The following is a 1,029-nucleotide window of genomic DNA, read 5'->3' on the forward strand; positions in this document are numbered from 1 at the left end:
CTGCTAGCCCTGAAAGATGAATACGATCTTGCGTTTGGTAACGACCCAGACTATGACCGTCATGGTATCGTGACGCCGAAAGGTTTGATGAACCCGAACCATTTCTTAGCGGTTTGTATCGACTACCTATACCGTCATCGTGAGGCGTGGGGTAAAGATGTTGCTGTTGGTAAGACGCTGGTTTCAAGTGCACTTATTGACCGAGTAGTAGCCGATTTGGGTCGTGAACTGTGTGAAGTGCCTGTCGGCTTCAAGTGGTTTGTCGATGGCCTTTACACTGGCAAGTTTGGTTTTGGTGGTGAAGAGAGCGCAGGTGCCTCTTTCCTACGTAAAGATGGAACACCATGGTCAACAGACAAAGACGGCATCTTACTATGTTTGTTAGCGGCAGAGATTACTGCGGTAACGGGTAAAAACCCACAAGAGTACTACGAAGAGCTTGCCGCTAAACACGGTGAGTCTAAGTACAATCGTATTCAAGCGGTAGCGAATGGACCTCAAAAAGATGTGTTGAAGAAACTGTCGCCAGAAATGGTTGCAGCAGAAACACTGGCAGGTGATCCGATTACGGCGCGTCTAACACACGCTCCTGGTAACGGTGCGGCGATTGGCGGATTGAAAGTGACGACTGAAAATGGTTGGTTTGCTGCTCGTCCATCGGGTACGGAAGACATCTACAAAATCTATTGTGAAAGCTTCAAGGGTGAAGAACACCTAAAACAAATTGAAGCTGAAGCACAAGAGATTGTGAATCAAGTATTTGCAGCTGCAGGCTTGTAATTAAACCTACTCTGACAAAAAGGCGACCAGATGGTCGCCTTTTTTACAACTCGTCGTTAACTCTCTATTTATGAGCGTTTGGATTTTGTGGCCAATTATCTGGCACGATGAACCAGAACTCGCCATCTGCTGTTTGTGCATGCTCAAATCGCTCCATTGGTTTTTCAATCGGCTGAGAAAAATCATCCGTACCAATAGCCCAGTTGGGTTTGCTTAAGTGGTAAAGCGGTTTATTGATCAAACTCCATT

Annotated in this window: 2 pseudogenes; one reads left to right on the forward strand and one right to left on the reverse strand. The window is 46.3% G+C overall.

Going from position 1 to position 1,029, the window contains the following annotated elements:
• Nucleotides 1-780, forward strand: a pseudogene (locus R7Q11_RS25005) (alpha-D-glucose phosphate-specific phosphoglucomutase); the annotation flags it as partial.
• A 64-nt stretch (nucleotides 781-844) separates the two neighbouring features.
• Here R7Q11_RS25005 and R7Q11_RS25010 read toward each other — a convergent pair.
• Nucleotides 845-1,029 (reverse strand): annotated as a pseudogene (locus tag R7Q11_RS25010) (DUF1853 domain-containing protein); the annotation flags it as partial.

Source organism: Vibrio sp. 970, assembly GCF_033339075.1.